Raw genomic sequence first — 17363 nt, 5'->3', positions numbered from 1 at the left:
CGCCCGCACCGCCTGGGCCGACCTGCCTTGGGAGCACCGCGCCGCCATCTTCCTCAAAGCCGCCGACCTGCTCGCCGGGCCCTACCGCGCCCGCATCAACGCGGCCACCATGCTGGCCCAAAGCAAAAACGCCTTCCAGGCCGAAATCGACGCCGCCTGCGAGCTGATTGACTTTTTCCGCTTCAACGTGCACTTCATGCGGCAGGTGTACGAGCAGCAGCCCGAGAGCCTGCCCGGCATGTGGAACCGCCTGGAGCAGCGCCCCTTGGAAGGCTTCGTGTTCGCCCTCACGCCCTTCAACTTCACCTCCATCGCCGCCAACCTGCCCTCCTCGGTAGCCATGATGGGCAACGTGGTGGTCTGGAAGCCCGCCGACACACAGGTGTACTCGGCCCAGGTCCTCATGGAGCTGTTCGAAGAAGCCGGCGTGCCGGCCGGCGTCATCAACCTCGTGTATGCCGACGGCCCGGTAGTGGGCGACGTGGTGTTCAAGCACCGCGACTTCGCCGGCATCCACTTCACCGGCTCCACCAAGGTGTTCCAGACCATCTGGCAGGAAATCGGCCAGAACATCCACCGCTATAAGTCCTACCCCCGCATCGTGGGCGAAACCGGCGGCAAGGACTTCATTGTGGCGCACCGCTCGGCCAAGGCCAAAGCCGTGGCCGTGGGCATCTCGCGCGGCGCGTTCGAGTATCAGGGCCAGAAATGCTCGGCCGCCTCGCGCGTGTACCTCCCCAGCAACCTCGCCGATGAAATCCTCGGCTACGTGAAGGAAGACCTCGCCTCCTTCAAAATGGGCGACGTCGAAGATTTCGGCAACTTCATCAACGCCGTCATCAGCGAAGTATCATTCGACAAGCTCGCCAAGTACATCGACGGCGCCAAAGCCGACCCCAACGCCGAAATCATCGCCGGCGGCGGCTACGACAAGTCGAAAGGCTATTTCATCGAGCCCACCGTCATCCTGGCCAAAGACCCCAAGTACGTGACCATGTGCGAGGAACTATTCGGCCCCGTGGTAACGGTGTACGTGTACGACGCCGATAAATTCGAGGAAACCCTGGAATTGGTGGATACCACCTCGCCCTACGCCCTTACCGGCGCCATCTTCGCGCAGGACCGCTACGCCATCGACCTCGCCTCAAAGAAGCTGGCCCAGGCCGCCGGCAACTTCTACATCAACGACAAGCCCACCGGGGCCGTGGTGGGCCAGCAGCCCTTCGGCGGCGCCCGTGCCTCTGGCACCAACGACAAGGCCGGCTCCATCCTCAACCTGCTGCGCTGGGTGTCGCCCCGCGCCATCAAGGAAACCTTCGTGCCGGTGGTCGACTACCGCTACCCCTTCCTGGGCGCCGCCCCCGCCGAGGATTTGAACCGCGACAAAGGCCTGTAAGTCTTCCTGGGTTTATTTAGATAACGAAAAAGCCGGACTCTGATAAGTCCGGCTTTTTCGTTATCCGAAGGTTGCAGCACGTAACCAGCACTTTGCATAACCTTCGCAGCTCTATCGCATTACATCCCAACTCAGCAGTCACAGGGCTTGCCATCGTCGGCCGCTGCCTCGCCGAACTGCGACTGAATGGCCCGGATTTCGCCGCTATCGAGCGGCTTGTGAATCAGGCCAGCCACCAGCTCATACTCCTTCGATTTCTCCAAGTCCTTCAGCGCCAGCGACGACGTAAGAATGTAGATGTGGCACTGCCCCCGCAGCGCTTCTTGGTAGGGCGCCAGCGCATCCAGAAACTGCCAGCCGTCCATCAGCGGCATATTCAGGTCGAGAAACACCACTTGCGGCACGCGCTGTTTCTGGCCCACCAGCTTCTCCAGCGCCTCGCGGGCCGACTGAAACGTGCAGATGCAGTTGGAGAATCCTTCGGCGCGCAGCAAATGCTCAGTGAGGTAGATGGCGAGGTCATCGTCATCAATGAGGTAGGTTTTCATCCGCATGGTTCCTGAAATGGAGCGTGAATTCGGTTCCTTCGCCGGGGCTGCTGGCCACGGCCACTTGGCCACCCATGGCTTCTGTGTGGGCCCGCACCAGGTATAGGCCAATGCCGCGCCCGCCCAGCCCCGCATGAAAGCGCCGGTAGAGCTGGAAAACGCTGTCGCCGGCCTGCTGCCGGTCAAAGCCCGAGCCATTGTCGCGCACCACAACGGTTATTCCCTCGGCCGGAGTCGCGGTAGCCACCACGTCGATGACCAACGGCCGGGTATCGGACCGGTACTTGATGGCGTTTGAAATCAGGTTGTGAAAGATGCTGTGGAAATACGCCCGGCTGCCGGCCACGCGCAGGTCGGCCGGAATGGCAATGCGGAGCTGCCCGCCCGCCGCCTGCAGCGTCTCCTGCAGGCTCAGCAGCGCCTGCTGGCACACGGCCGCCAGCGCCACCGGCTCGGGCCGATAACCGGCCTGCTCGTCGCGCACCGATAGGATGTCGTTCACGTCGGTAAGCACCTCATCGAGCAGCCGCAAGCTGGTGCGCAGGTTTTGCAGCGATACGTCGAACACGGCCGACTGCTTCTCTACCCGCGCTAGCAGGTCGCTAAAGCCCAGCGCATTGGCCAGCGGCGCGCGCAGGTTGTGCGACACGATGTAGGTGAATTGCTGCAGGTCGGCATTCTGGCTGAGTAGCTTTTCCGTCAGCAGCCGCTGCTGGTGCTCGGCCTGTTTGCGCGGCGTAATATCCTGCATGGCCCCAATCATGCGCACGGTCCGGCCGGCGGCATCGCGCAACAGAAATCCCCGGTCAAACACCTCGGCCCAGCTGCCATCGGCCCGCCGAAAGCGGTATTCCTCCTGCCAGAACGATTCCGTGGTTTCAAACGCCCGGTGCCGCAGACCGGCTACTACGCGCGGGCTGTCATCGGGATGCACATAATCGGCCCACTCGCTAAAAGGCGTGGGGTTTTCGGTGAGGTGATGACCGAATAGATTCTCAAAGCCCTCGCCCCAATACAACGTGTCGGCGTCAACATTCCAGTCGTAAATGGCATCGGTGGTGGCTTTCAGCGCATAGGCAAACCGCTCGTTGCTGAGGCGCAGGGCGGCTTCCACCTGCTTTTCCTTCGTCAGGTCGTGCACCACGCCCACCAGCTGGCAGCAGCGGCCCTGCTCGTCGGTTACCGGCGTCACGCTCACCTCGCCCACCACTTGGCCGGTCGGGTAATCTGACACTTCCTGCCACATCACCCGCTGCAGGGTGGCAATGGCCTCGCGGTATTTCGTGCGCACCAGGCTGAGCGACGGCTCGGGAATGACGTCCTCCACGTAGCGCCCCAGCACCTGCGCCACGGGCAGGCCGGTGGTTTTTTCGAATGCCTTATTGGCGAAGACAAACCGGTAGCGCCCCCCGTCCTCCACGTTCAGCACAAACGTTACATCGGCAATTGCATCAAACAACACCGAAAGCTGGTGCTCCCGCTCCACCAAAGCCGCAATAGCCGCTGTAGTACCTCCCGATGAATCAGCAGTAGTTGACATAGCGAAAGGATGGTAGCGAGCAGTTTGCCCTAAAGAAAGCACATTCAATCCACATAAAAGCCAGTTATGTATTGGATAGCTCCGCCTGGGCATCAGTTTCCAACCCTCAACTGGCTACCCAGCCGCCGCGCCTCGTACCAGGGGTTATCGTTGCAACATTGCGCCCCAAGCCCGCGGGCGCTACCTTTGCCCTTCAGCGCCCGTGAGGCCTGGATGCTATATAATTGACTCTTATGTACCTAGCCCTGCCGGCTGCCAATTATCAGCCCTCCGACTATCTTCCGATTGTCATTCAATTCGGTCTGGCCCTGGCTTTTGTGGCCTTCGCCATGATTGTTTCGCACCTCGTGGGCCCCAAACGCCAGAGCAAGGTGAAGGACGCCTCCTTCGAGTGCGGCATTGAGTCGGTGGGCAACGCCCGCACCCCGATTTCGGTGAAATACTTTCTCACGGCCATCGTGTTCGTGCTGTTCGACGTCGAGGTCATCTTCATGTACCCCTGGGCCGTGAATTTCCGCGCCCTCGGCCGCGCCGGCTTCATCGAGATGCTGGTGTTCATGGGTCTGCTGCTGGCCGGCTTCTTCTACATCATCAAAAAAGGCATTTTACGCTGGAATGAAGCACCTTCCGGCCAAACTTTCACCGCCGCGCCGATGTTGGAAAACCGGCCTGCGCCCGTATCGAAGGCCGCCTAATCCGCTAGTTCTTTATCCTTATGGTTGACACCCGCGTTCCCGAACTAAAAACCGTTGAAGCCCCCGAGGGCATCGAGGGTGCCGGCTTCTTCGCCACTTCGCTGGAAAAGGTAGTGGGCATTGCCCGCGCCAACTCGCTCTGGCCGCTGCCCTTCGCCACCTCCTGCTGCGGCATCGAGTTCATGGCCACCATGGGCTCGCACTACGACATTTCGCGCTTCGGCTCCGAGCGCCCCAGCTTCTCGCCCCGCCAAGCCGACCTGCTGATGGTGATGGGTACCATTGCCAAGAAGATGGCTCCCGTGGTGAAGCAGGTGTATGAGCAGATGGCCGAGCCCCGCTGGGTGCTGGCCATGGGCGCCTGCGCCTGCTCGGGCGGCATTTTCGACTCGTATTCGGTACTGCAAGGCATCGACCGCATCATCCCGGTCGACGTGTACGTGCCCGGCTGCCCGCCCCGCCCTGAGCAGGTGCTCGACGGCCTGCTCCGCGTGCAGGACCTGGCCAAGAACGAATCCATCCGCCGCCGCAACGCGCCCGAGTATCAGGCCCTGCTGGCGTCTTACAACATCAAGTAAGTTTCTGGTTGCTTGTTTCTGGTTTCTAGTTAGGCCGAAACCCAAGTAACCCAACCAGAAACAAGCAACCAGAAACCAGAAACGCAGAATGACTCCTCAAGACGCTGCCGCTGCTCCCGAAGCACCCGTTGCCGAAGACCCGATAAAGGCCCAGAACGCGAAAGTGCTGGCGCTGCTGCACCGCCTGTTTGGCGAGGCCACCTTCACCGACGTACACGAGCCCTACGGCCTGCTGACGGCGACGACCACGCGGGAGAAAATCCACGACATCATCGCTGGCCTGCAGCAGGACCAGGAATTGAAGTTTCACTTCCTGACCACCATGTGCGGCATCAACTACCCCGAGAACGAGGGCCAGGAGTTGGGCATGATTTACCACCTGCACAGCCTGACCAACAACATCCGGCTGCGCCTGAAAATCTTCTTCCCCGTTGCCGACCCGGTGGTGCCCACGCTCACCGACCTCTACAACGCCGCCAACTGGATGGAGCGTGAAGCCTACGATTTCTACGGCATCATCTTCACCGGCCACCCCAATCTGATTCGCATCCTCAACGTGGAGGACATGGACTACCACCCCATGCGCAAGCAGTACCCGGTGGAAGACGGCACCCGCGAAGACAAAACCGACCTGTTTTTCGGCCGCTAGGCCCCTGATACTCATATCATGGCAGTAAACGACGCCTTGGCAGGCACCCACAAGATTCAAGAAGAGGCCGCCGCCCAGCGCCCCGGCCAGCTGATGCCCATCCTCAACGACTTCAGCCAGGAGCTGACAACGCTGAACCTGGGCCCCACGCACCCCGCCACGCACGGCATCTTCCAGAACATCCTGCAAATGGATGGCGAGCGGATTGTGTCGGGCGTGCCCACCATCGGCTACATCCACCGCGCCTTCGAGAAGCTGGCCGAGCGCAAGCCGTTCTACCAGATTACCACCCTCACCGACCGGATGAACTACTGTTCGTCGCCCATCAACAACCTGGGCTGGCACATGACGGTGGAGAAGCTGCTCGGCGTGACCGTGCCCAAGCGCGCGCAGTACATCCGGGTGATTATGATGGAGTTGGCCCGCATTGCCGACCACCTCATCTGCAACTCGATTCTGGGCGTGGACACGGGGGCCTTCACCGGCTTCCTATACGTGTTCCAGGAGCGCGAGAAGATTTACGAAATCTACGAAGAGGTGTGCGGCGCCCGCCTCACCACCAACATGGGCCGCGTGGGCGGCATGGAGCGCGACCTCTCGCCCGTGGCCCTGCAAAAGCTGCGCGACTGGCTGAAGACCTTCCCGGCGGTGATGAAGGAGTTTGAATCTATGTTCACCCGCAACCGCATTTTCATGGACCGCGTGGTGAACGTAGGCCCGATTTCGGCGGAGAAGGCGCTGAGCTACGGTTTCACCGGCCCCAACCTGCGCGCTGCCGGCGTCGACTACGACGTGCGCGTAATGAACCCCTATTCGAGCTACGAGGACTTCGAGTTCGACATTCCGGTGGGCACCAACGGCGACACCTACGACCGGTTCCTGGTGCGCAACGAGGAAATCTGGCAGAGCCTGCGCATCATCAACCAGGCCCTCGACAAGCTACCCGACGGCCCATACCACGCCGACGCCCCGCACTACTACCTGCCTACCAAGCCCGAAGTGTACAAGAACATGGAGGCGCTGATTTATCACTTCAAAATCGTGATGGGCGAGATTGACGCCCCCGTGGGTGAGGTGTACCACTCGGTGGAAGGCGGCAACGGCGAGCTGGGTTTCTACTTGGTTTCGGACGGCGGCCGCACGCCCTACCGCCTGCACTTCCGCCGGCCCTGCTTTATCTATTACCAGGCTTACCCCGAGATGGCCGTGGGCACGACGCTGTCGGACGCCATTGTCATTCTCTCGTCCATGAACGTCATCGCCGGCGAGCTGGACGCTTAGTTTTTGTTGAAATTGACTGCTATGGAGCCGACCACCGCGCCCACCAAACCGCAATTCTCTCCCGCCGCCCAGGCGGAAATAAAGCGCCTGCTCACGCACTATCCGGAAGACCGGAGCAAGTCGGCCCTGCTGCCGATTCTGCACATCGCGCAAGCCGAGTTCGGCGGATGGGTGAGCCCCGAGGTGCAAGACCTGGTAGCTGAAACCCTGAACATCAAGCCGATTGAAGTGTATGAGGTAAGCACCTTCTACACCATGTTCAACCTTAAGCCGGTAGGCCGCCACGTTCTGGAAATCTGCCGCACCGGTCCCTGCATGTTGCGCGGCTCCGACGAACTGACCGCGCACCTCGAGCGCATTACCGGCGCCAAGGTGGGCGAAACTTCGCCCGATGGCCAATTCACGCTGAAAGAAGTGGAGTGCCTGGCCGCCTGCGGCTTCGCCCCCATCGTGCAGGTGCGCGAGAAGTATTACGAGCAGCTCGACACCCCCGAAGCCGTGGACGCCATGCTGAGCGACCTGAAAAGCTCGCTGCACCGCCCCATTCTGCCGTGGGAAGAAAACGGGCTGCCGAACTCACTGAAGAATTACTAAAAGCTGGCCATCAGCACAACGCTTATACCTATGGGCCGCAAGCTATTAACCGAACATATCAACGTTGAAGGCATCGACACTTTCGACGTGTACCGCAAGCACGGCGGCTACCGCTCCGTGGAGAAGGCGCTGAAAATGACGCCCGACGAAGTGGTGGAAGAAGTGAAGAAGTCGGGCCTGCGCGGGCGCGGCGGCGCAGGCTTCCCCACGGGCATGAAGTGGAGCTTCCTGGCCAAGCCGGAGGGTGTGCCGCGCTACCTCGTGTGCAACGCCGACGAATCGGAGCCCGGCACCTTCAAAGACCGGCAGTTGATGTCGAAACTGCCCCACCTGCTGGTGGAGGGCATGATTACGAGCAGCTACGCCCTGGGCGCCAACACCTCGTACATCTACATCAGAGGCGAGCTCTTGTACGTGCTGCGTATTCTGGAAAAAGCCATTGCCGAGGCGTACGCTAAGGGTTTCCTGGGCAAGAACATCCTGGGCTCGGGCTACGACCTGGATTTGCACGTGCACCCCGGCGGCGGCGCATACATCTGCGGCGAAGAAACTGCCCTGCTGGAAAGCCTCGAAGGCAAGCGCGGCAACCCGCGCAACAAGCCGCCATTCCCGGCTGTGCAGGGCCTCTACGCCCGCCCCACGGTGGTGAACAACGTGGAAAGCATTTGCGCCGTGGTGCCGATTGTGAACGACGGCGGCGACGAGTACGCGAAGCTGGGCGTGGGCAAAAGCACCGGCACCAAGCTGATTTCGGCCTGCGGCCACCTCAACAAACCCGGCATCTACGAGATTGAGCTGGGCGTGCCGGTGGAGGAATTCATCTACTCCGACGAGTACTGCGGCGGCATCTGGAAGGGCCGCGACCTGAAGGCCGTGGTAGCCGGCGGCTCGTCGGTGCCGATTCTGCCCAAGGAGCTGATTCTGAAAACCGCGGCCGGCGAAAACCGCCTGATGACCTACGAGTCGCTGAGCGACGGCGGCTTCGTAACGGGCACCATGCTGGGCTCGGGCGGCTTCATTGCGATGGACGAGACGACGTGCATTGTGCGCAACACCTGGAACTTCTCGCGCTTCTACCACCACGAAAGCTGCGGGCAGTGCTCGCCCTGCCGTGAGGGCACCGGCTGGATGGAAAAGGTGCTGCACCGCCTGGAGCACGGCCACGGCTCGATGCACGACATCGACCTGCTGGTGAGCGTGGCCAAGCAGATTGAGGGCAACACCATCTGCCCGCTGGGCGAAGCGGCCGCCTGGCCGGTAGCCGCCGCGGTGCGCCACTTCCGCCACGAGTTCGAGTGGCACGTGACCAATCCGAAAGAAGCTACTGCTCCCGGCGCGGCCTACCGCGGCGCAGCAGTGCTGGCGTAGCATCTGTCGAACGAATAAAAAAGAACGTCATGCTGAGCGCAGCCGAAGCATCTCTACCTCAATACTAATTCAGATTACCTGCGTGGTAGAGATGCTTCGACTGCGCTCAGCATGACGACCTAAATACTTGATATAAAATGGCTAAAATTACGTTCGACGGCATCGAGATAGAAGTTCCAGATGGAACGACTATCATGAACGCGGCCCGCCAGATTGGCGGCAGCATTGTGCCGCCCGCCATGTGCTACTACACCCCGCTGAAGGGCTCGGGTGGCAAGTGCCGCGCCTGCCTGGTGAAGGTGTCGGCCGGCTCGGCCAAAGACCCGCGCCCCATGCCCAAGCTGGTCGCCTCGTGCATCACCACGGTGCAGGACGGCATGGTGGTGGAAAACACCACCAACCAGCAGGTACTCGACGTGCGCAAAGGCATCGTGGAGATGCTGCTCATCAACCACCCGCTCGACTGCCCGGTGTGCGACCAAGCTGGTGAGTGCAGCCTGCAGGATTTCGCCTTCGAGCACGGCGTGAGCACCACCCGCTACGAGGAAGAGCGCCGCACCTTCGAGAAAATCGACATCGGCCCGCTTATTCAACTGCACATGACGCGCTGCATCCTGTGCTACCGTTGCGTGTACACGGCCAACCAGATTACCGACAACCGCGTGCACGGCGTGCTGGGCCGCGGCGATGCCGCCGAAATCGGCACCTACATCGAGAACATCATTGATAACGACTTCTCAGGTAACGTGATTGACGTGTGCCCGGTGGGCGCCCTCACCGACAAGACGTTCCGCTTCAAGCAGCGCGTGTGGTTTACCAAGCCCGTGAACGCGCACCGCAACTGCTCGCACGAGAAATGCGAAGGCCGCGTAACGCTGTGGTACAAAGGCAAAGACGTGCTGCGCGTAACCGCCCGTAAGGACGAGTACGGCGAGGTGAAAGAGTGGATTTGCAACGAATGCCGCTTCGACAAGAAGGAAACTGCCGACTGGGTGCTCGAAGGCCCGGCACACATCAACCGCGCCTCGGTTATCGCCCAGAACCACTACGAGCTGCCCGTGGTGAACCCGCAGGTACTGGCCGACCTACCCGAAAGCACCACCCGCGAGCTGGAGCGCAACCCGCCGCTGCGCTTGGGTGGCCTGAATAACTAGCAGCCGTCAGCAATAAAATAAGCACGTCATGCTGAGCGCAGCCGAAGCATCTCGCGTGCGGTAGTAATCCAATCGATTGAATTAGTTGCGCGAGCGAGATGCTTCGGCTGTGCTCAGCATGACAAACGTCCATAACCAATGACTCTCCCCGCTCTGGGCTGGCAAGGCCTCGTCGTTCTGGCAACCTTCGGCATTTCGCTGCTGATTGCCACGTATTGCACCTACGCTGAGCGCGTAATTGCCGCATTCCTGCAGGACCGCGTGGGCCCGGACCGTGCCGGCCCCTTCGGCCTGCTGCAGCCGCTGGCCGACGCCGTGAAGCTCTTCACCAAAGAAGAATTCTTCCCCGCCGGGGCTAACCGGGCGCTGTTCGTGTTCGGCCCCTGCCTGGCCATGATTACGGCCCTGATGTCGTCGGCCGTGATTCCGTTCGGCAACTTCCTGAAATTCGGCGATACCGAAATTCACCTGCAGGGCATCGAAATCAACGTCGGGATGCTGTATGTGTTCGGCATTGTGTCGCTGGGCGTGTACGGCATCATGATTGGCGGCTGGGCCTCGAACAACAAGTTCTCGCTGCTGGGCGCCATTCGCGCCGCTTCGCAAAACATCAGCTACGAGTTGGCGATGGGCTTGGCCCTGATTGCCGTGCTGATGATGTCGGGCACGCTCTCGCTGCGCGAAATCACTCTGCAGCAGACGCACGTAGGCGGCGGTTGGCACCTGAGCGACATCTTCACCTGGAACGTGTTCAAGCAGCCGCTGGGATTTATCATCTTCATCGTCTGCGCGTTTGCTGAAACGAATCGTACGCCGTTCGACTTACCCGAGTGCGAAACGGAGCTGGTTGGTGGCTACCACACAGAGTACAGCTCCATGAAAATGGGTCTGTATCTGTTTGCTGAGTACGTGAACGTGTTCGTGGCTACGGCCGTGATGTCGGTGCTGTATTTCGGCGGTTTCAACTACCCCTTCCAGTACGAATTCCTCGACTTCCTGACCAACAAAACCAGCCTCTCGGCCGATTGGGCGCACAACATCTTCGTGCTGATGGGCGTGGTGGCCATGTTCGCCAAGATTTTCACCGGCATCTTCTTCTTCATGTGGGTGCGCTGGACGCTGCCGCGCTTCCGCTACGACCAGCTGATGCGCCTGGGCTGGACCATCCTCATTCCCTTGGCCATCTTCAACATCCTGCTCACGGGCGGCCTGATTACGTTCGGCGTAATTCAATAACCACTATGGAATCCTTAAGCAAACGCGCCAAAGTTCTGACCAAAAAGCCGATGACCCTGGCCGAGCGGGCCTATCTGCCGGCAATTTTTCAGGGTCTGAGCATTACGATGCAGCACTTTTTCCGGGCTGCCACCAAGAAGCAGGTCACCATTCGCTACCCCGAGGAGACGCGTCCGTTCTCGCCCGTTTTCCGCGGCCTGCACGTGCTGAAGCGCGATGAGAAAGGCCGCGAGCGCTGCACGGCCTGCGGCTTGTGCGCCGTAGCCTGCCCCGCCGAAGCCATTACGATGGTGGCCGGCGAGCGCAAAAAGGGCGAGGAAGGCCTCTACCGCGAAGAGAAGTACGCGGTGAGCTACGAAATCAATATGCTGCGCTGCATCTTCTGCGGCCTGTGTGAGGAAGCCTGCCCGAAAGCCGCCGTGTACCTGCAAGCCGATAAAATGGCCCCGCCGCGCTTCGAGCGCGACGAGTTCATCTACGGCAAAGACCGGCTGGTGGAGCCCGTGGCGCCGGACCTGCGCTCGAAGCGCGGCATTCAGCTCACGCCCGAGCAGGCCACCACGCTGCGCACGCAAACGGCTTAATTACGCCGGTCATGCTGACGAAGGAAGCATCTTATCACCGCTGCCTTTGTCAGAATATGTTAATCCCTGCGGCGCAAGCGTGATAAGATGCTTCGCTCCGCTCAGCATGACACCTCAATGTCTCCTCTCTTCCTCTTTCTCTCGTTCGTGGCCCTGCTGAGTGCATTGGGCGTGGTACTGGCCAAGAACCCGGTGCACAGCGTCCTGTTCCTCATCCTCACGTTCTTCACGCTGTCGGGCCACTATCTGCTGCTGAACGCGCAGTTTCTGGCGGCGGTGAACATCATTGTGTACGCCGGCGCCATCATGGTGCTGTTCCTGTTCGTAATTATGTTCCTGAACCTGAACGAGGAAACCGAGCCGCACAAGCCGGCTATGGCCAAGTTTGCGGCTGCCATCGCCGGTGGCTCGCTGCTGCTGATTCTGGTGGCGGCGTTGCGCAACGTGAGCCCCGCCGGCTACGACCCGGCCAGCTTCGACTCGCAGATTGGCATGGTCGACCGCTTGGGCATGGTGCTGTTCCGCGACTACGCGCTGCCGTTCGAGTTGGCGTCCATACTGCTGCTGGCCGCCATGGTGGGCTCGGTGATGCTGGGCAAGCGCGAAACGGGCGAACGCAACTTCTAAACAACCCGGTGCTTGATACAGAAAACGGCCGCTGAGATTTCAGCGGCCGTTTTTTTTGATTTGCCTGTAACTTGCTTCGGCTCGGTGGCAGCTGCTACCGGGCCGTATTTTCTGGCCTCAAGCAATTGCCGATGCAGCCTCAATCCGTGTTAGCCGCTCCCGAAGAAGTTGGCGAGTTGGGTGTTCAGTATTTAAAACGGTTCTGGTCGCGGGCTCTGGCCCAGCGCAATGGTGCTTTCATTGAGCAATCGGAGCGTAACTGGCGGTTCGACAACATATTGCTCAACGGCCTGGGCCTGCCGATTGAGGAAACCACGCGCTACCTCATGCACGCCAACCCCAGCTTCGTGGAGTTTGAGCGTTGGATTGCCGCCAAAAACAACGGCGCGCCCGATGCGCTGCAAATCGAGCGGCTCAACAGCATTTTCGCCAACCGGCCCTACCCTCCTGGTCTGCAACAGCAACTGCGCGCCATCGAGGAGATGCCCGACGTGCTGAGCGCCGCCGACTTGGCTTTCTGGGAGGAACACGGCTACGTGGTGGTGCGTGGCGCGGTATCGCGCGAGCAGGCCCGGGCCACCGAGCTGGCCGTGTGGGAAAGCCTGGGCATGGACCCAGACGACCCGGCCACATGGTACGACAAGCCCATCGGCAAAGGCATTATGATGGATTTTTACCACCATCCTACGCTACTCGCCAACCGGCAGGCACTCCGCATCCAGAAAGCATTTGCCCAGCTCTGGCACACGGCCGACCTCTGGAAAACCACCGACCGCACCAGCTTCAACCCGCCCGAAACGGCCACCTATCAGCACCAGGGGACGCCGCTACACTGGGACATGAGCCTGCAGCCGCCCTTCCACTTCGGCACGCAGGGCTTGCTCTACCTCTGCGACACGCCGGCCGAGCAGGGCGCTTTTCGCTGCGTGCCCGGCTTCCACCGCCGGCTGGAAAGCTGGCTGGCCGAACTGCCCGCGGGCACCGACCCGCGCCGCGTGAGCCTCGACGCGTTCGCCGTGCCCATTGCCGCCGAAGCCGGCGACTTCGTCATCTGGCACCACATGCTACCGCACGGCAGCAGCCCCAACCACGGCCACTACCCGCGCATTGTGCAATACCTGAACATGTACCCGGTCGAATTCAAGGAAAATATGGCGTGGCTGTGAGCAACAAGCCCACGCCCTACCCCGACCAGAAACAAAACGAGCCAGCCGAACCCAATGGGTTCGGCTGGCTCGTTTTGCATATCTAATCAGCGAAATAAGATGCCGGAAACGAATAAAGGGAAATAGCGTCGGAGCCTAGTTGTAAGCTGCTCCAGTGTCAATGGCGTTGGCCTGCGCTACCACCGTGGCGTGCATCGGCATAGAGCGGAAAGTAGTTGCCCGCAGCTGGCGCACCGGCGCTACCGCCAGTTGCATCAGCGAGCCAGCTAAGGCAATCCAGAACAGAAAAACGGTGGCGAAGAGGTATAGCTTATTCATGGGGCGAGCGGGTAAGTCATTAACTGATACAAACCTACGCCCCGGGCCAAAGGCCGGATTTTAGCCTTCGATTAGCCATGGGTATCGCCCGTCGAACCGGCTTTTTTCCGGTATCAACGCCTTGCGGTGCGTTTGGTCAGGCACAAAAAAGCGGCGACTGATTCCTCAGTCACCGCTCCTGTTTACTGCAATTCAAAAACCCTTACTTCGCCACCACGTCGGTCTTGATGCTCAGTTCCTTCAGCTGCGCATCGGCGATGGGCGAGGGCGAGTCAATCATCACGTCGCGGCCGGAGTTGTTTTTGGGGAAGGCGATGAAGTCGCGAATGCTATCGGAGCCGCCGAAGAGGCTGCATAGGCGGTCGAAGCCGAAGGCTAGGCCACCGTGGGGCGGCGCGCCGTACTCGAAGGCGTCGAGCAGGAAGCCGAACTGGGCCTGGGCCTCCTCGGGCGTGAAGCCGAGCAGCGAGAACATGCGGGCCTGCACCGCCCGGTCGTGGATGCGGATGGAGCCGCCGCCGATTTCCACGCCGTTTATCACGAGGTCGTAGGCGTTGGCGCGGGTCTGGCCGATGGTTTTGGGGTCGTCGAGCAGGGCCAGGTCCTCGGGCTTGGGCGAGGTGAAGGGGTGGTGCATGGCGAAGTGGCGGTTTTCCTCTTCGCTGAACTCGAGCAACGGGAAGTCAATCACCCACAGCGGCGAGAACGAGTGCGGGTCGCGCAGGCCGAGGCGGCGGCCCATTTCGAGGCGCAGCTCGCTGGCGGCTTTGCGGGTTTTGACTTCGGGGCCGGCCAGCAGCAGCAGCAGGTCGCCGGGGTTGGCATTGAAGGCGGCCTTCCACTTCTGCAATTCTTCCTGCGAGTAGAACTTATCAACCGACGACTTCACCACGCCGTCGGCCTCCACGCGGGCGTACACGAGGCCGGTGGCGCCAATTTGCGGGCGCTTCACCCACTCGGTCAGCTCGTCGATTTGCTTGCGGGTGTAGGCGGCGCAGGTGGCGGCGTTGATGCCCAGCACCAACTCGGCGCTGTCGAACACGGGGAATCCCTGGCCCTTCACGGTGGCGGTGAGGTCGGTGAGCTTCATGCCGAAGCGGGTGTCGGGCTTGTCGTTGCCGTAGTCGCGCATGGCGTCGGCGTAGGTCATGCGGGGCACGGTGGGGAAATCGAGGTTTTTGATTTCCTTGAACAGGTAGCGCACCAGGCCCTCGAACATGTCGAGGATGTCTTCCTGCGTCACGAAGGCCATTTCGCAGTCAATCTGCGTGAATTCGGGCTGGCGGTCGGCGCGCAGGTCTTCGTCGCGGAAGCACTTTACAATCTGGAAGTAGCGGTCGAAGCCCGATACCATGAGCAACTGCTTGAACGTCTGGGGCGACTGCGGCAGGGCGTAGAATTCGCCGGGGTTCATGCGCGAGGGCACCACGAAATCGCGCGCGCCTTCGGGCGTGCTCTTGATGAGCACCGGGGTTTCGACTTCGATAAACTCCTGGCCATCGAGGTAGCGGCGCACGGCCTGGGCCATTTTGTGGCGCAGCATCAGGTTGTTGCGCACGGGGGTGCGGCGCAGGTCGAGGTAGCGGTACTTCATCCGCAGGTCGTCGCCGCCGTCGGTGTCGTCTTCGATGAGGAAGGGCGGCAGCTTGGCGGGATTTAGAATCTCAACCTTATCGGGACGAATTTCGATAGCGCCGGTCGGGATTTTGTCGTTTTTGGAGTAGCGCTCGGCCACTTTGCCGGTCACGCTCAGCACGAACTCGCGGCCGAGGTGGCGGGCGGTTTCGCGCACGGCTTCGGCCTCCACGCCTTCTTCGAGCGTGATTTGGGTGAGGCCGTACCGGTCGCGCAGGTCAATCCAAAGCAGGGAGCCTTTATCGCGAGTGCGCTGCACCCAGCCGCAAAGCGTGACGGTTTGACCAATGTGTTCGGGGCGGAGCTCGCCGCAGGTGTGGGTACGTAGCATGGACCGCAGATTTAACGGATTCTAACTGATTAAACGGATTATTGGGGTTCCGCTTTTTTGTGCGAAGGTAGCCACTGTGGCGGCGGGGCGAAACTCAAAATTTGGTACGGAGTATGTAATAGCCGCTGGCAACGGCGTTCCTTTGCCCTCTCAATCCCTTCAAATACCCCATGAAACTTCTCCCCGCGCTCGCCCTGGCCACCGCTCTTTTCGCCGCCGGCACCGCCCAGGCCCAGACCAAAATCAAGACCAAAACCAAGTCCGAAGCTTCGGGGACGGAGATTAAATCGAAAGGCACGGCCGGCGCGGTCACGCTCGACGGCCCCATCAAGCGTGTGGAAACGCTCTCGGGCATCGACGTTTTCCCTAAGCCCAACACCACCGATATCCTGCTTAGCTTCACCCAGCAGTTCACCAAGCCCGGCACGCTGGTAATGACCGACTACAAAAACAACGTGGTGTACCAGACCGCGCTGGACCCCGCCAACAACACCGGCGCGCCCGTGAACCTGGGCAAGATTCCGGCCGGCACCTACCTCGTAGAGGCCAAAACCGGCAACTACGTGTACTGGAAGAAGGTGCGGATTAAGTACCCGGCCATCCGCCGCTAGTTGGCACTGATTGTCATGCTGAACGCAGTGAAGCATCTGAGGACGCTCCAGGGAGTGTTATCAGATGCTTCACTGCGTTCAGCATGACAGGTTGTTTTGCCGTTCTTTTGTATTCCTATATCGCCGCTTCTCCCCTCTCTATGAAACGCATGCCCCTGCTGTTGCTGCTGTTGCTGGGCCTTCTGGCTTTCGCGCCCAAGCCCAAGCTCACCACGGTGAAGCTGGCTTCGACCCTCTCGGTGGGCGTGCCGAAGGAATTTGCGCCGCTGCCCGACGACGGCATCGCCGTGAAATACCCCTCGCCGCGCAAGCCGCTGGCCGTGTATTCCAACCCCAGCGGCCGCGTCGACTACAGCGTGGCCGTGCGCCCCACCACCTTCGAGAGCTTCGACTACGGCGTGCTGCTTAAGATTTACAAGGCCAGCATCCAGCGCCTCTACACCAAAGTCGATTTCCTGAAGGAAGACATCCGCACCGTGAACGGCCGCGATTTCATCTACTTCGAGTTCGTTTCGACGCTCTCGGACACCCGGCGCAACAGCCAGCTGGCGCCCATCAAGCGCTACCAGGCGGTGCAGTACGCCATCGAGGGCTCGCAGCTCTACGTGTTCACCTTCGTGGCCCCCGCCGAGGAGCAGGCCCAGTGGCAGCCCACCGCCCAAGCCGTGATGAATGCCATTGCGATGAAGAAGTAAGCAGTGTTTGCCGACGACGACTACTTCATGGCCCAGGCGCTGGCCGAAGCGCAGAAAGCCTTCGCGGCCGATGAAATCCCGATTGGCGCGGTGGTGGTGTTCGAAAACCAGATTATCGGCCGGGGATACAACCAGACCGAGCGCCTACGCGACGTGACGGCCCACGCCGAAATGCTGGCCCTCACGGCCGCCGCCAACCACCTCGGCAATAAATACCTGGCCGACTGCACCCTCTACGTCACCATCGAGCCCTGCGTGATGTGCGCCGGGGCCAGCGCCTGGGCCCAGCTAAAGGCCGTGGTGTTCGGGGCCGACGAGCCCAAGGTGGGTTTCCGCCGCCACGGGCCGCTGCTGCAC

General features: G+C 60.9%; 18 protein-coding genes and 1 pseudogene. 15 read left to right on the top strand and 4 right to left on the bottom strand.

The window, feature by feature from the left end; all coding sequences use genetic code 11:
- Positions 1–1396 (top strand): L-glutamate gamma-semialdehyde dehydrogenase (pruA, locus tag ACYVDE_RS03280; protein ID WP_460500052.1); only part of this gene is annotated, 1396 nt, incomplete at its 5' end.
- Between the two features lie 131 nt (positions 1397–1527).
- Here pruA and ACYVDE_RS03275 read toward each other — a convergent pair.
- Both ACYVDE_RS03275 and ACYVDE_RS03270 read right to left on the bottom strand, forming a co-directional pair.
- On the bottom strand, positions 1528–1944 hold the full coding sequence (locus ACYVDE_RS03275; RefSeq protein ID WP_460500051.1) for a response regulator: 417 nt from the start codon (positions 1942–1944) through the stop codon (positions 1528–1530).
- Entirely contained in the window at positions 1925–3484 is a 1560-nt protein-coding gene (locus tag ACYVDE_RS03270; RefSeq protein WP_460500050.1) for a sensor histidine kinase, read from the bottom strand. Before ACYVDE_RS03270 ends, ACYVDE_RS03275 begins: the two co-directional genes overlap by 20 nt.
- A 233-nt stretch (positions 3485–3717) precedes the next feature.
- Between ACYVDE_RS03270 and ACYVDE_RS03265 the strand changes: the two are divergent.
- From ACYVDE_RS03265 to ACYVDE_RS03215, 11 genes and pseudogenes are all read left to right on the top strand, one after another.
- A pseudogene (locus ACYVDE_RS03265) lies at positions 3718–4098 on the top strand (NADH-quinone oxidoreductase subunit A); the annotation flags it as partial.
- A 101-nt stretch (positions 4099–4199) separates the two neighbouring features.
- Entirely contained in the window at positions 4200–4757 is a 558-nt protein-coding gene (locus ACYVDE_RS03260; protein WP_460500049.1) for an NADH-quinone oxidoreductase subunit B, read from the top strand.
- A gap of 88 nt (positions 4758–4845) precedes the next feature.
- Positions 4846–5406: an NADH-quinone oxidoreductase subunit C gene (locus tag ACYVDE_RS03255; RefSeq protein WP_460500048.1), complete on the top strand. Its 561-nt coding sequence runs from the start codon at positions 4846–4848 to the stop codon at positions 5404–5406.
- A 93-nt stretch (positions 5407–5499) separates the two neighbouring features.
- Positions 5500–6687, top strand: a complete 1188-nt coding sequence (locus ACYVDE_RS03250) for an NADH-quinone oxidoreductase subunit D (protein ID WP_460500053.1) — start codon at positions 5500–5502, stop codon at positions 6685–6687.
- A gap of 21 nt (positions 6688–6708) precedes the next feature.
- Positions 6709–7281: an NADH-quinone oxidoreductase subunit NuoE family protein gene (locus ACYVDE_RS03245; RefSeq protein WP_460500047.1), complete on the top strand. Its 573-nt coding sequence runs from the start codon at positions 6709–6711 to the stop codon at positions 7279–7281.
- A gap of 30 nt (positions 7282–7311) precedes the next feature.
- Entirely contained in the window at positions 7312–8649 is a 1338-nt protein-coding gene (nuoF, locus tag ACYVDE_RS03240) for a complex I 51 kDa subunit family protein (protein WP_460500046.1), read from the top strand.
- A 137-nt stretch (positions 8650–8786) separates the two neighbouring features.
- On the top strand, positions 8787–9803 hold the full coding sequence (locus ACYVDE_RS03235; protein ID WP_460500045.1) for an NADH-quinone oxidoreductase subunit G: 1017 nt from the start codon (positions 8787–8789) through the stop codon (positions 9801–9803).
- A 138-nt stretch (positions 9804–9941) separates the two neighbouring features.
- On the top strand, positions 9942–11039 hold the full coding sequence (gene nuoH / locus ACYVDE_RS03230) for a complex I subunit 1/NuoH family protein (protein ID WP_460500044.1): 1098 nt from the start codon (positions 9942–9944) through the stop codon (positions 11037–11039).
- Positions 11040–11044: 5 nt separating this feature from the next.
- Positions 11045–11623 carry a NuoI/complex I 23 kDa subunit family protein gene (locus ACYVDE_RS03225; RefSeq protein ID WP_460500043.1) on the top strand — a complete coding sequence of 193 codons (579 nt, stop codon included), beginning with the start codon at positions 11045–11047 and terminating at the stop codon, positions 11621–11623.
- A 117-nt stretch (positions 11624–11740) separates the two neighbouring features.
- The gene (locus ACYVDE_RS03220; RefSeq protein ID WP_460500042.1) at positions 11741–12250 is read left to right on the top strand and encodes an NADH-quinone oxidoreductase subunit J family protein; all 510 of its coding nucleotides are present in this window, start codon (positions 11741–11743) and stop codon (positions 12248–12250) included.
- A gap of 131 nt (positions 12251–12381) precedes the next feature.
- Positions 12382–13416, top strand: coding sequence for a phytanoyl-CoA dioxygenase family protein (locus tag ACYVDE_RS03215; protein WP_460500041.1), 1035 nt, complete (start codon positions 12382–12384; stop codon positions 13414–13416).
- A 135-nt stretch (positions 13417–13551) separates the two neighbouring features.
- On the opposite strand, the gene ACYVDE_RS03210 is transcribed toward ACYVDE_RS03215, so the two are convergent.
- Together ACYVDE_RS03210 and aspS are read right to left on the bottom strand one after the other, a co-directional pair.
- Positions 13552–13734, bottom strand: coding sequence for a hypothetical protein (locus tag ACYVDE_RS03210; RefSeq protein ID WP_460500040.1), 183 nt, complete (start codon positions 13732–13734; stop codon positions 13552–13554).
- A gap of 202 nt (positions 13735–13936) precedes the next feature.
- Positions 13937–15700, bottom strand: coding sequence for an aspartate--tRNA ligase family protein (aspS, locus tag ACYVDE_RS03205; protein WP_460500039.1), 1764 nt, complete (start codon positions 15698–15700; stop codon positions 13937–13939).
- Between the two features lie 170 nt (positions 15701–15870).
- On the opposite strand from aspS, the gene ACYVDE_RS03200 reads away from it, so the two are divergent.
- From ACYVDE_RS03200 to ACYVDE_RS03190, 3 genes are all read left to right on the top strand, one after another.
- Entirely contained in the window at positions 15871–16311 is a 441-nt protein-coding gene (locus tag ACYVDE_RS03200) for a hypothetical protein (RefSeq protein ID WP_460500038.1), read from the top strand.
- A 140-nt stretch (positions 16312–16451) separates the two neighbouring features.
- Positions 16452–17006 (top strand): hypothetical protein, encoded by a 555-nt coding sequence (locus tag ACYVDE_RS03195; RefSeq protein ID WP_460500037.1) that lies wholly within the window; start codon positions 16452–16454, stop codon positions 17004–17006.
- A 3-nt stretch (positions 17007–17009) separates the two neighbouring features.
- On the top strand, positions 17010–17363 hold a 354-nt coding region (locus ACYVDE_RS03190; RefSeq protein WP_460500036.1), incomplete at its 3' end, for a nucleoside deaminase.

This window comes from Hymenobacter agri (assembly GCF_054778495.1).
Note: the sequence above shows the minus strand (reverse complement) of the source record. Positions and strands in the feature narration are given on the sequence as shown.